This window comes from Actinomadura darangshiensis (assembly GCF_004349235.1).
GTDB classification, from domain to species: Bacteria; Actinomycetota; Actinomycetes; order Streptosporangiales; family Streptosporangiaceae; genus Spirillospora; species Spirillospora darangshiensis.
Genome location: NZ_SMKY01000003.1, coordinates 80,372 through 93,036, shown reverse-complemented (window position 1 = coordinate 93,036; position 12,665 = coordinate 80,372). Strand labels below are relative to the sequence as shown.

11 protein-coding genes are annotated in these 12,665 nt (G+C 72.5%); 7 read left to right on the top strand and 4 right to left on the bottom strand.

Annotation, left to right across the window (positions count from 1 at the left end):
• Positions 1 to 14: 14 nt before the first annotated feature.
• The 5 genes from E1293_RS50105 to E1293_RS01460 all read left to right on the top strand — a co-directional run bounded on the left by E1293_RS50105 (position 15) and on the right by E1293_RS01460 (position 7,196).
• Positions 15 to 176 carry a DUF3054 domain-containing protein gene (locus E1293_RS50105; RefSeq protein ID WP_132192931.1) on the top strand — a complete coding sequence of 54 codons (162 nt, stop codon included), beginning with the start codon at positions 15 to 17 and terminating at the stop codon, positions 174 to 176.
• A 145-nt stretch (positions 177 to 321) separates the two neighbouring features.
• Positions 322 to 1,968: an AMP-binding protein gene (locus tag E1293_RS01475; protein ID WP_132192930.1), complete on the top strand. Its 1,647-nt coding sequence runs from the start codon at positions 322 to 324 to the stop codon at positions 1,966 to 1,968.
• Positions 1,969 to 2,024: 56 nt separating this feature from the next.
• Positions 2,025 to 4,961 carry an AMP-binding protein gene (locus tag E1293_RS01470; RefSeq protein WP_132192928.1) on the top strand — a complete coding sequence of 979 codons (2,937 nt, stop codon included), beginning with the start codon at positions 2,025 to 2,027 and terminating at the stop codon, positions 4,959 to 4,961.
• A gap of 79 nt (positions 4,962 to 5,040) precedes the next feature.
• On the top strand, positions 5,041 to 6,396 hold the full coding sequence (locus E1293_RS01465) for a cytochrome P450 (protein WP_132192926.1): 1,356 nt from the start codon (positions 5,041 to 5,043) through the stop codon (positions 6,394 to 6,396).
• Positions 6,393 to 7,196, top strand: a complete 804-nt coding sequence (locus E1293_RS01460) for an SDR family oxidoreductase (protein WP_132192924.1) — start codon at positions 6,393 to 6,395, stop codon at positions 7,194 to 7,196. Before E1293_RS01465 ends, E1293_RS01460 begins: the two co-directional genes overlap by 4 nt.
• 4 nt (positions 7,197 to 7,200) lie before the next feature.
• On the opposite strand, the gene E1293_RS01455 is transcribed toward E1293_RS01460, so the two are convergent.
• Entirely contained in the window at positions 7,201 to 8,052 is an 852-nt protein-coding gene (locus tag E1293_RS01455) for an oxygenase MpaB family protein (RefSeq protein WP_132192922.1), read from the bottom strand.
• 104 nt (positions 8,053 to 8,156) lie between these two features.
• Here E1293_RS01455 and E1293_RS01450 point away from each other — a divergent pair, with 104 nt between their 5' ends.
• Together E1293_RS01450 and E1293_RS01445 are read left to right on the top strand one after the other, a co-directional pair.
• Positions 8,157 to 8,789: a TetR/AcrR family transcriptional regulator gene (locus E1293_RS01450; protein ID WP_132192920.1), complete on the top strand. Its 633-nt coding sequence runs from the start codon at positions 8,157 to 8,159 to the stop codon at positions 8,787 to 8,789.
• 92 nt (positions 8,790 to 8,881) lie between these two features.
• Complete coding sequence (locus tag E1293_RS01445; protein ID WP_132192918.1) at positions 8,882 to 10,348, top strand: carboxylesterase/lipase family protein; 1,467 nt, start codon at positions 8,882 to 8,884, stop codon at positions 10,346 to 10,348.
• Here the strand turns inward: E1293_RS01445 and lhgO are convergent.
• The 3 genes from lhgO to hisN form a co-directional block, all read right to left on the bottom strand.
• A complete protein-coding gene (lhgO, locus tag E1293_RS01440; protein ID WP_424923581.1) occupies positions 10,345 to 11,535 on the bottom strand; it encodes an L-2-hydroxyglutarate oxidase in 1,191 nt (396 codons plus the stop codon). The two genes, E1293_RS01445 and lhgO, sit on opposite strands and share 4 nt — an antisense overlap.
• A 9-nt stretch (positions 11,536 to 11,544) precedes the next feature.
• A complete protein-coding gene (locus tag E1293_RS01435) occupies positions 11,545 to 11,736 on the bottom strand; it encodes a hypothetical protein (protein WP_132192914.1) in 192 nt (63 codons plus the stop codon).
• 103 nt (positions 11,737 to 11,839) lie between these two features.
• Positions 11,840 to 12,643 (bottom strand): histidinol-phosphatase, encoded by an 804-nt coding sequence (gene hisN / locus E1293_RS01430; protein WP_132192912.1) that lies wholly within the window; start codon positions 12,641 to 12,643, stop codon positions 11,840 to 11,842.
• Positions 12,644 to 12,665: the final 22 nt, after the last annotated feature.

Here is a 12,665-nt window from a genome sequence, read left to right as displayed (position 1 = left end):
TATAAGAGACAGGGGTGACGACCGTGGCCTTGGGGATGGTGCTGCGGGTCGTGTCCGGGCAGGGGACGGCCTTCGCCTTCGTGGTGGTGGCCTCCGTGTTCCTGGGGTTGACGCTGCTCGGCTGGCGTGGCGTGGCCCGATTTATACGGGTTCGGGCGGTTTCTCGGCGGGGGTGACGGGTGACGTCTTCGTTGTGGGACATCGCCAAATGACCGGCCGGTCTCTTTGCTGATTCGCGCGGTTGACGGAACCGTGCCGTCCTGGTGAAGTTACCGGCGAGTCATATACGGGCCCGCGAGCCTTTCCTGCTAAGGGGACACGATGCCATCTGCGCTGCGCGACTGGCTGGACAAGCCGAACACCGGACGCGGTGTCCACCTGGCGGCCGACGACGGCGGCTGGGACTTCCGCGACTACGGTGAGCTGGCCTCCGCCGCGCGGCGCACCGCCGGGGCGCTGGTCGAGGAGGGCGTCCGGCCGGGCGACGTCGTCTGCCTCGTGCTGCCCACGGACTTCACCTGCGTCGAGGCGTACTTCGCGGTCTGGGCCGCGGGCGCGACCGTGTGCCTGATCACGCCGCCGCTCTTCCAGGACGGGGACGACTACGTCGCGCACGTCGCGGCGATCCTGCGGCAGGCGTCGCCGTCGCTGGTCGTCGCGTCCGAGGATCTCGCCGACTACGCGGGGCGGGCCATGCGGCAGGCCGGGATGGACGGGGAGCCGTGGCGGCCCCGGCAGGGCGAGGAGGTGCGGGTGCAGCCGGCCGGGGAGCTGGCGCTGCTGCAGTTCACGTCCGGGTCCAGCGGCGCGCCGCGCGGCGTCATGGTCACCTGGGAGAACCTTGAGGCCAACATCGAGCTGATCTCGCGGATGGCCGGGTTCGAGGACGAGGACGTGGTGGCGTCCTGGCTGCCGCTGTACCACGACATGGGGCTGATCGGCTGCTTCCTGACGCCCATCGTGCGGCAGGGGACGCTGAAGCTGATGCGGCCCGACCACTTCATCCGGGACCCGGCACGGTGGCTGCGGTGCTTCGGCGAGGCGGCGCACACGGCGGCGCCGCCGTTCGCGTATTCGTACTGCGCGCGGCGGGTCAAGCCCGAGCAGCTGGAGGGGCTCGACCTGTCGGGGTGGAAGATGGCGCTGATCGGCGCCGAGCCCATCGACCCGCACGCACTGGAGGTCTTCGCGCAGCTCGTCGAGCCGTTCGGGTTCTCGCGGTCGATGTTCAAGCCCGCCTACGGGATGGCGGAGACCACCCTGCTCGTCACCATGGACGGCGCTCCGCGCGACCCGCTGGCCGTCCGGCCCGACCCGGAGGCGCTGGCGTTCGGGCAGCCCGTGCGGATCCTGGACCAGCACTCGCTCGGGCCGGAGTCGCTCGGCGCGAAGGCGGGATGGGTCGTCGGGTGCGGGACGCCCGAGGACGACGTGCCCGTCTCCATCGTCGACGACGAGGGCCGCGAACTGGCGGACGGGCTGCTCGGCGAGATCGTGGTCGGGGGGCCGTCCGCGTGCCCGGGGTACTTCGCCGGGGCCGAGGCCAAGTCGACCCGGTTCATGGACGGGAAGGTCTACACCGGGGACGCCGGCTTCTTCCACGAGGGGCAGCTGTTCGTCCTCGGGCGGATGGGCGACAGCATCAAGGTGCGCGGCCGGTCGGTCTACGTGGAGGACATCGAGTCGAAGATCGCCGAGGTCAGCGGGCTCGGGAAGGGACGCGTCGCCGTGGTCGGCGTGCCGGGGGCGGGGCGGAAGGGTCTTGCCCTGTTCGCGGAGACGCAGGACGAGTCGTGGGTCCCGAGGGTGCGGGAGACGCTGCGCCGGCGGGTCGGCGACGACGTGGAGCTGACGATCGTCGTGGGTACCGGGCTGATCCAGCGGACGTCCAGCGGCAAGCCCCGCCGCCGCTACATGTGGGAGCGGCTGCAGGGCGGCCACCTGGAGGGCGCGCGCATCGTCCGCTGATTGCTAAAGCCGGTGATAACAGGACAACATGGCGTTGACGCTGCGAGAGGTCGACGATGCCGTCTGTTGCCAGAAGCCTGTTTCGCCTGGGTGCACGCCTAGGCTCCACCGCTCAGAACGCCCTGGAGGTCGCCCGTTTCGGAGGGTTCGACACCGACGAGGACGCCTCCCCGTGCGAGGTGGTGACCGAGCAGCGGGTGTACCGGCTGCGGCACTACTTCCCGGACTCGGGCGGCGGGCCGGTGGTGCTGCTCGTCCCGCCGCTGATGATCACCGCGGAGGTGTACGACATCTCCTCGCGGGTCAGCGCGGTGCGCGTGCTGCGCGACCGCGGCGTCGACCCCTGGGTGGTGGACTTCGGGGCGCCCGAGCGGGAGCCCGGCGGCCTGGAGCGGACGATCACCGACCACGTGCTCGCGGTCAGCGACGCCGTCGACCGCATCCGGGCCGTCACCGGGCGGGACGTGCACCTCGCCGGGTACTCGCAGGGCGGCATGTTCGTGTACCAGGCCGCCGCGTACCGGCGCAGCGAGGGCATCGAGTCGGTGGTGACCTTCGGGAGCCCGGCCGACACGAGCGTCGGCCTGCCGTTCGGGCTGCCGAGCTGGCTGGCGTCCGAGGGCGTCGAGCGGATCCCCGACTGGGTGCTCGGCGGCTTCGCGGTGCCCGGCTGGGTGACGCGGCTCGGGTTCCAGGCGCTGAGCCCGGTCAAGTCGGTGCGCTCGCGGGTCGACTTCATCCTGCAGCTGCACGACCGCGAGCGGCTCGCGCCGCGGGAGCGGCAGCGGCGGTTCCTGGAGCGGGAGGGCTGGGTGTCGTGGCCCGGCCCGGCGCTGGCGGAGTTCATCCGCCAGTTCATCCAGCACAACCGGATGCTGACCGGCGGGTTCGTCATCGGCGACCGGCTCGTCACGCTCGCCGACATCACCTGCCCCGTCCTGACGTTCGTCGGGGAGGTGGACGAGATCGCGGCGCCGCCCATGGTGCGCGGGATCCGGCGGGCCGCGCCGCGCGCCCAGGTGTACGAGGCGTCCCTGCGCGCCGGGCACTTCGGGCTCGTGGTGGGGAGCCTCGCCATCGCGCGGACGTGGCCGGCGGTCGCGGAGTGGGCGAAGTGGCGGGAGGGCGGGAACGGCCTGCCGGAGATCGTCGCGCCTGTCACCGGGGACGAGGAGGCCGCGTCCGCCGGGCTGCCCGGCGGCGCCGCCGGCTACGGGCTGCAACTGGCGATGGGCGTCGGCACCAGTGCCGTGCGGTCTGCCTACCGGACGGCCTCGCAGGTCGTCCACGGGACGCGGCAGCTGTCGGGGGAGGCCGCGCAGAACCTTCCGCGGCTGGCCCGGCTGGAGCGCATCCAGTCCGACACCCGCATGTCCATGGGCCTGCTCCTGGACGAGCAGGCCGGCCGCATGCCGGACGAGGTGTTCTTCCTCTACCGGGGACGGCCGTACACGCACGAGGCCGCCAAGCGCCGGATCGACGCCGTCGTCCGCGGGCTGATCCACATCGGGGTGCGGCGGGGCGACGCGGTCGGGGTGCTCATGGGCACCCGGCCCACGGCCCTCGCTCTGGTCGCCGCGCTGAGCAGGCTCGGTGCCGTCGCGGTGCTGCTGCGGTCCGACGGGGATCTGGAGGCGGAGGCCCGGCTCGGCCGGGTGACCCGGGTGATCGCCGATCCCGAGCACGCGGCGCGCGCCGCGCGGCTCGACGGTGTGCGGACCCATCTGCTGGGCGCGGCGGGGCGCGGTGAGCGCGGCCCGCTGATGGACATGGAGACCATCGACCCCGAGCAGGTCGAGGTGCCCGGGTGGTACCGGCCGAACCCGGGCCGCGCCGGGGACCTCGCGTTCGTGGTGTTCCGCGGGGACGGGGAGCAGCTGCGGGCGAGCCGCATCACCAACCGGCGGTGGGCCCTGTCGGCGTTCGGGACCGCCTCCTCGGCCGCCCTGTCGCCGGCCGACACCGTGTACAGCATCACGCCGCTCCAGCACCCGTCCGCGCTGCTGATGAGCCTGGGCGGCGCCGTCGCGGGCGGGGCCCGGCTCGCCCTCGCCAGCGCGTACGACCCGGAGACCTTCTGGGACGAGGCGCGCCGCTACGGCGTGACCGTCGCGTCCTACACGTGGACGCTGCTGCGCGACCTCGTGAACGCCCCGCCCGACCCGGCCGAGCGGCATCACGCCGTCCGGCTGTTCATCGGCTCCGGCATGCCGCGCAACCTGTGGCGGCGGGTCGAGGACCGGTTCGCGCCGGCGCGGGTGCTGGAGTTCTACGCCTCGACCGAGGGCGAGTCGGTGCTGGTCAACCTCAGCGGGAAGAAGCCCGGGTCGCTGGGGCGGCCGCTGCCCGGCAGCGCCGAGGTGCGGCTGGCCCGCTACGACCTGGAGAACGGCCGGCTCGGCGAGGGGCCGGACGGGTTCGCGATCGAGTGCGAGGCCGGCGAGATCGGGATGCTGCTCGCCCGGGTCAGGCTGTCGGCCATCGGCGCGGCGGCCCGTCCCGTGCGGGGCGTCTTCCGGCCCGAGGACGCCTGGACGATCACCGGGGACCTGTTCCGCCGGGACGCCGGCGGCGACTACTGGCTCGTCGGACGGGAGGGCGAGCTGATCCGCACGGCCGACGGGATCGTCCCGCCCGGACCGATCAGGGACGCGCTCGGCGACCTGCCCTACGTCGACACCGTGGCCGTCTACGGCATCCCGGTGGGGGAGACGGAGATCGCCGCGGCGGCCGTCAGCCTGCGCGGTGCGGCGGAGCTGAAGCCCGTCGACCTGTCGGAGGCGCTGCTGCGGGTGGAGCCGGGGCTGCGGCCGGCGGTCGTCCGGATCGTGGACGAGGTGCCCGTCACGGCCGGGCGGCGGCTGCGCACGGCCCCGCTGCGCGACGAGGGCGTCCCGGCCGCGGGCGGCGGGCTCGCCTACTACCGGGACAAGGCGGGCGCGTACCGGCCGCTGACCGACACGGCCCGGCGCAGGCTACTCAAGGCCGGATAAGTCTGGACTTACGGCCGTCCGCTACGTTAGAACAAAGCAACAGATTTCGATTTTTTGTTGCAGGCGTCCCGGAGGTGTCATGACCAGCGTCCTCGCGCCGCCGCCGCAGGGCAGCGGCCTGAAACCGGTCCCCGGCGTGCCCGGCGTCCCGTACATCGGCAGCACGCTCGCGGTGATGCGCGACCCGATCGGGATGGCCCGCAAGCGGTACGCCGAGTACGGGCCGGTCGCGTGGGGCTGGCTGCTCGGCCAGCGGATGGTCACCGTCCACGGGCCGGAGGCCGCCGAGGTCGTCCTGGTCAACCGGGACAAGGCGTTCGCCAACGGGCCCGCGTGGAGCTACTTCATCGGCCCGTTCTTCAACCGCGGCATCATGCTCCTGGACTTCGAGGAGCACCTGCACCACCGCCGCATCATGCAGCAGGCGTTCACCCGCCCCCGGCTGCGCGCCTACATGGACGCCATGGCGCCCGGCATCATCAAGGGCGTCGAGGCGTGGGAGCCCGGCCAGGGCTTCACCGTCTACGACCACATCAAGAAGCTCACGCTCGACCTCGCCGTGGACGTCTTCATGGGCGTCGAACTGGACGACGCAGAGCGCGCGCGGGTCAACGGCGCGTTCATCGACGCCGTCCGGGCGGGGACGGCCTACGTCCGGTTCTCCGTCCCGGGGCTGCGCTGGCACAAGGGCCTGCAAGCCCGGGCGGTGCTGGAGGAGTTCTTCTACCGGCACCTGCCCGCCAAGCGCAGGGACGGCGGCGACGACCTGTTCGCCGCGCTCTGCCAGGCCGAGACCGACGACGGCGAGCGGTTCACCGACGAGGACATCGTCAACCACATGATCTTCGCGCTGATGGCGGCGCACGACACCACCACCATCACGCTGACGACCATGGCGTACTACCTCGCCAAGTTCCCCGAGTGGCAGGAGCGGCTGCGCGAGGAGTCGCTGGACCTCGGCGAGGCGCCGCCCGGCTACGACGACCTGGACGCCTTCACCGGCATCGACATGGTGATGAAGGAGTCGATGCGGATGGTCACGCCCGTCCCGGCGCTGCCGCGCAAGGTCGTCAAGGACACCTCCATCCTCGGCTTCCACATCCCCGAGGGCACGGCCGTCGTGGTGCCGATGCTGAGCAACCACCACATGGCCGACTGGTGGACCGACCCCGACCGCTTCGATCCGGGCCGGTTCTCGCCGGAGCGCCGCGAGGACAAGGTCCACAAGTACGCGTGGGCGCCGTTCGGCGGCGGCGCGCACAAGTGCATCGGGCTGTACTTCGCCGGAATGCAGGTGAAGACGATCCTGCACCAGGTGCTGCGGCGCTATCGCTGGAGCGTCCCGGCGCGGTACGAATGGCCCCTGGACACCACCTCCCTTCCCTCGCCGAAGGACGGGCTGCCCGTCCGCCTCGACCGTCTGGAGCAGTCATGAGCAAGGTCGTCGTCATCACCGGGGCCGCGCGGGGGATCGGCCTCGCCACCGCCCGCGCCCTGAAGGCCAAGGGCGCCACCGTCGTCATCGGCGACATCGACGAGGCCGCCGTCAAGGAGGCCGCCGAGTCGCTGGACGTCACCGGCCTCACCGTGGACGTCACGTCCCGCGAGTCGTTCACCGCGTTCCTCGACCGGGCCGAGGAGGCCGCCGGGACCATCGACGTCGTCATCAACAACGCCGGGATCATGCCCATCGGGCCGGTCACCGGCGAGAGCGACGCCGACGCCCGCCGCTGCCTCGACATCAACGTGCACGGCGTGATGCTCGGCACCAAGCTCGCCCTCGGCAAGATGCTGCCGCAAGGCAAGGGCCACATCATCAACATCGCCTCGCTCGCCGGCGTCATGTTCACCCCCGGCCTCGCGCTCTACAACGCCAGCAAGGCCGCCGTCGTCGGATTCACCGAGGCGGCCCGGCTGGAGGTGCAAGACAGGGGCGTGCACGTCAGCGCCGTCCTGCCGACGTTCACCAACACCGAGCTGGTCGCCGGGACCGACAGCCCGAAGGGGCAGAAGAACTGCGAGCCGGAGGACATCGCCGCGGCGGTCGTCGACCTGATCGGCAAGCCGCGCCCGCAGGCCGTCGTCCCGAAGAAGCTGGGCCGCCAGGTCCGGATCGGCGCGCTGCTGCCGGAGAGGGTCCGCCAGGCGACGTCCCGCCGCCTGGGCCTCGACAAGATCTTCCTGGAGTACGACGAGGAGGCCCGCAAGGCCTACGACGCCCGCATCCGCTCCTGACCCTTCACCGGGGGCGGGCTCGGCGGAAGGCTCGGCGGGCCTGCGGGAGGTAGCGGGCCGCTTCCGGGAGTAGGGGCCAGACGCGGTTCGCCGCCCGGACCGCCTTCGCGAAGCGGTGGTGGCGGCGTTCGTCGGCGGCGCTCCACGGCAGGTCCAGCAGCTCGCGCATGCGCGGGTGCATGCCGCCGACCGTGAGGAACCGGGCGACCGCGTTCAGCGGCGGCGACACCGCGCGCCACACCGGCGCCGGGACCTTCGGCGGCGCGGGCAGGCCCTTCTTGACGTAGCCGACGCCGTACCGGGCGGTCTTGTGCGGGACGATCTCCTCGTCCAGCATCCGCGTCCAGTACGCCTGGAACGCCTCCCAGTCGTCCGGCATGACCCGGTCGCTGACCCCGTACATCCGGAACCAGGTCTTGGACTCCTCGTAGATGCGGCGCTTCTCGGCCTCGCCCAGGGGCCTGATGAACGTCTCGATGCCGTACAGCATGTTGTCGAGGAAGGTCGCGTGCGCCCAGTAGTAGGTCTCGGGATCGAGCGCGTGGTAGCGCGAGCCGTCCGGCATCGTCCCCTTGATGTCGCGGTGGTAGTCGCGGACCTTGTGGCCCGTCTCCGCGGACCGCTCCGCGCCGTACACCGTGTCCAGGATCGGTCCGGTGGACCGCTTCACCCGCGCGAACGTGTCGGTGAAGAACACCGAATGGTCGAGGACGCCCTGGCCGAGGGCGGGGAGCATGTTCTGCAGGACGGGCGCCCTGGGCCCGACGAGGATCATCCGGGTGTCGCCGAAGTAGCGCCAGGTCAGCGACCCGGGCCCGAGCGGGGCCGGGGTCTGCGCGTCGGGCCGATCCGTCATGTGCACCGCCGGGAGTCCGAGACAGAACTACAGAACAACGATTATTGTAACTCTGTTTCATCCGGTGGCGTGAACCGGGTGCCCGGGCCGGTTAGGGTGCGGTCATGACCTTGGACGCGACCACCACGGCGGCGCTGCGGGACCGGCTGGCGGCCCCGGAGACCGGCGCCGACGACCTGGACACCCGCATCCTGGACGCCGCGCTCGCGGAGTTCGAGACCTACGGGCTGCGCCGGGTCAGCGTCGAGGACGTCGCCAAGCGGGCCGGGGCCGCGCGCACCACGATCTACCGGCGGTTCACCAACAAGGAGCAGCTGCTCCAGGCGGTGATCCTGCGGGAGTGCCGCCGCTTCCTCACCGCGATCGCCGCGGCCACCGAGGATCTCGAATCACCCGAGGACGCCGTGGTCGAGGGCTTCGTGGTCGGGCTGCGCAGCGCCCGCACGCACCCGCTGATGACGCGCGTGCTGCAGAGCGAGCCGGAGGCGTTCCTGCCGCAGCTCAGCATGAACGGCGGCGCGGTCATGCTCGCCGCCCGCGACATCCTCGCCGACCGGCTGCGCCGCGCCCGTCCCGCCGACGCAGCGGACCACGACACCGTGGCCGAGGTGCTGCTGCGGCTCGCGGTCTCGCTGCTGCTCCTGCCGGGCGGCGGGCTTGCACTGGACGACGACGCCGCTATCCGCGCGTTCGCCCGCGACTACCTCACCCGGATGCTGCGTCCCGGAGACGGGTGACGCCCGCGTGGTGAGGCGGGGCGTTCCGCCGGATCGGGTCCGTCCCGTACGCTCTGCTTATTGAACCTCGTTCTAGAACCGGAGGCGGCGGCATGGCGGCGGTCGTTCAGACGTCCTACGGCAAGGTGCGCGGCACGGAACGGGACGGCGTCACCGCCTTCCTCGGCATCCCCTACGCGGCGCCGCCGTTCGGGCCGAACCGGTTCCGGCCGCCGAAGCCGCCGGAGCCGTGGGACGGCGTCCGCGACACCGTCGAGTACGGGCCGACCGCCCCGAAGCCGGGCTATCCCAGGCCGTTCGACTCGCTGATCCCCGACCCCGACGTCCCGGGCGACGACTGCCTCAATCTGAACGTCTGGACGCCGGAGCCGGGCGGCTCAGGGCTCCCGGTGATGGTGTGGATCCACGGCGGCGCGTTCCGGAACGGGTCGGGCGCCCTGCCCGTCTACAGCGGCCGCAACTTCGCCCGCGACGGCGTCGTCTGCGTGACGATCAACTACCGGCTCGGCGTCGAGGGCTTCGCGAACCTGCCCGGCGCGCCGCTGAACCGGGGGCTGCTCGACCAGATCTTCGCGCTGGAGTGGGTCCGCGGCAACATCGCCGGTTTCGGCGGGGACCCAGGCCGGGTCACCGTGTTCGGCGAGTCGGCCGGCGGGATGAGCGTCACCACCCTGCTCTCCCTCGACCTCGGGCTCTTCCACCGGGCCATCGCGCAGAGCGGCGCCGGCAACATCGCCCAGGACCCGGCCGACGCCCTGCTCGTCACCGGGGAGATGGCCGCGCGGCTCGGCGTCGAGCCGACCGCCGAGGCGTTCGCCGCGCTCGACCCCGCCGCGATCATCCCCGTGCAGAACGCCGTCGCCGCCGAGGTCTCCCTGCTGCCCGACCCCGGCCGCTGGGGCGCCACCACGGCGGCGGGCGGCATGTCGCTGACCCCCGTGCTGGACGGCGAGCTGCTCACCCGCCGCCCCGAGGACGCCATCGCCGGCGGCGCCGGACGCGACGCCGGCCTGCTCATCGGCTACACGTCCGAGGAGTTCCGGTTCTTCCTGATGCCGACCGGGCTCGCCGCGAGCCTCACCGACGAGCTGGTCGGCGGCGCCACCGCCGGGATGGGCGTCCCGCCCGGGCTGCCCGCCGCCTACCGCGACCGCCACCCGGACATGGCGGCCGGCGAGCTGATGGCGACGATCATCACCGACCACCTGTTCCGCATCCCCGCCAACCGCACCGCCGCAGGGCACACCGCGGCCGGCGGCCGGACGTGGATGTACGAGTTCGCGTGGCGGTCGCCCAACCACGACCTCGGCGCCTGCCACGCCCTGGAGCTGGGCTTCGTGTTCGACAACCTGACCGCCGAGCGCGAGGGCATGACCGGCCCGAACCCGCCGCAGGCGCTCGCCGACCGGATGCACCGCGCCTGGGTCCGCTTCGCCGTGGACGGCGACCCGGGCTGGGAGCCGTTCGAGCCCTCGACGCGGGCCGTGCAGACCTTCGGCGACCCGTCGGACGCGCTCGTCCACGACCCGCGCGGCGACGAGCGCAAACTCTGGGACTAGAGCCGCTCGGCGACGTGCTCGGCGATGGCCAGGGAAGACGTCGCCGCCGGGGACGGTGCGTTGCGGATGGTGGTGACGGGGCCCAGGCGTCCTATGCGGAAGTCGTCGACCAGGGAGCCGTCGGGGTCCACCGCCTGCGCGCGGACCCCGGCGGGCGCCGGGACGACGTCGTCCACGGTGAGGCCGGGCACGAAGCCGCGCGCCTCGGCGACGAACGCGCGCTTCACCGCCGAGCCGTACAGCTCCTTCGCGCCCGTCCGCCAGTGCTGCCGGGCGAGATGGCGGAAGCCGGGCCAGCGGAGCGTCTCCCAGAGGTCGGCCGGACGGACGTCCCGCCACCGGTAGCCCTCCCGGGCCAGGGCCAGGACGGCGTTCGGGCCGATGTCCACGCCGCCGTCCACCCGGCGGGTGAAGTGCACGCCGAGGAACGGGTAGCGCGGGTCGGGGACGGGGTAGATGAGGCCGCGGACCAGGTCCGTCCGGGACGGGACGAGCCGGTAGTACTCGCCCCGGAACGGGATGATCGCCGGGGCGGGGGAGTCGCCCGCCAGCCGCGCCACCCGGTCGGACTGGAGGCCCGCGCACACCACCAGCCGGTCGAAGGCCAGCTCCTCATGCGGTGAGGCGACCCTCACGCGGTCGCCCGCCCGGCCGATGCGGACCACCTCGAAGCCGAGCCGGACCTCGCCGCCGCCCTTCGCCACGTCCTCGGCGAACGCGCGGGCGACCGCCGGGAAGCCGACGATCGCCGTGGTGGGCGAGTGCAGCGCCGCCACGCCTGCCGCGTGCGGCTCGATCTCGTTCAGCTCGCCGCCCGTCAGGCGGCGCAGCCCCGGGACGCCGTTCGCCGTGGCGCGGCGCTCGATCTCGTCCAGGGCGGCCAGTTCCGCCGCGTCGCGGGCCACGACGACCTTGCCGCACTCCTCGTACGGCAGGTTCCGGTCGGCGCAATACTCCTTGAGCAGGCCGATCCCGCGCCTGCACAGCGTCGCCTTCAGCGAGCCCGGGGCGTAGTACAGGCCCGCGTGGGCGACGCCGCTGTTGCGGCCCGTCTGATGGGCCGCGACACGGTCCTCCTTGTCGAGGACCGTCACCTTCACGTCCGGACGCGTCCGGGTCAGCCGGCGCGCGATCGCCAGCCCGAGTATCCCCGCGCCGACCACGCCGACCCGTGTCTCCGCCACCAGAGCTCGGGATCAGCTCCCGAGGCGCTTGCGGCCCTGGGCCCGCACCCGCTTGCGCTGGGACGGGTCGAGCATCATGTACCCCACGAGCGGTGCGCCGAGGACGCCGAGGATGATCAGCGCGCTCAGCCACCAGGGGAAGACGAACAGGGTCAGGAAGCCGACGACGACTCCGCCGATCACTACTTTGGTCTGGGTCGACATCTGGTACCTCCGTTTACGGGCCGCCCATCTAGGACAACGGCCGTCCCGCGACCGCTGTTCCACGATATGTCGCGAGTCGTGCGGACCGCCAGGCGGCGCCCGGTCAGATTCGCAGCGAGAGCTGCCCGCCACCGAGCGTGCGCAGGACCTCGGCGTGCAGCTTGCCGTTCGTGCAGACGACGCTGCCGCCGTCCGGACCGGGCACCCCGGTCAGGTCGGTGAACATCCCGCCGGCCTCCTCCACGATCACCTGGAGCGCCGCGAGGTCCCACAGCGACACCTCCGGCTCGGCGGAGACGTCCATCGCGCCCTCGGCGACCATCATGTGCGACCAGAAGTCGCCGAACGCCCGCGTCCGCCACACCGACCGGGTCAGCTCCAGGAAATGGGTGAGGCGGCCCTGCTCCTCCCACCCGCTCAGGCTGGAGAACGACAGCGACGCGTCCGACAGGTCGCCGACCGACGACACGTTCATGCGGGTGGCGCGGGTCAGGCTCCGGCCCGTCCAGGCGCCGCCGCCCCTGGCCGCCCACCAGCGGCGGTTGAGCGCGGGCGCCGACACCACCCCGGCGACGATCTCGTCGTTCTCCATCAGCGCGATCAGCGTCGCCCACACCGGGACGCCGCGGACGAAGTTCTTCGTCGCGTCGATCGGGTCGATGATCCAGCAGCGGTTCCCGTAGCCCGTCTTGCCGTACTCCTCGCCGAGCACCGCGTCCCGGGGGCGGGCCCGCTTCAGCGTGCCGCGGATCTGCTCCTCCACGCTGCGGTCGGCGTCGCTGACCGGCGTCAGGTCGGGCTTGGTCTCGATCTCGAGATCGAGGGCGCGGAAACGCCTGGTCGTGATGTCGTCGGCCCCGTCCGCCAGCACATGCGCGAGACGCAGGTCATCGGAATAGCCCGCCACGGCGTGCAACGCTACCCTGATC